Below are 201 nucleotides of genomic sequence, written 5' to 3' on the forward strand. Positions count from 1 at the left end.
ATTAGGAAGGGAAAACAAAAAACTAAGAGCAAGAATGAAACGTGCACGTATCAGTGGTGATAAGACAATAGAATCATTCGATTTTGACTTTAATCCTAAAATCAATCGTGCTCAAGTACAGGAGTTAACTTCATGTTCATTCATTGCCGAAAAGGTACCCATTCTCATCGTAGGACCTTGTGGAACAGGCAAATCCCATAT

1 protein-coding gene is annotated in these 201 nt (G+C 37.8%); it reads left to right on the top strand.

Annotation, left to right across the window (positions count from 1 at the left end):
* Positions 1 to 201, top strand: a 201-nt coding sequence (locus Lwal_RS18195; protein ID WP_420798162.1) for an ATP-binding protein, incomplete at both ends; no start/stop codon positions are given.

Source organism: Legionella waltersii, from assembly GCF_001468085.1.
In the GTDB taxonomy this organism is placed as follows: Bacteria; Pseudomonadota; Gammaproteobacteria; order Legionellales; family Legionellaceae; genus Legionella; species Legionella waltersii.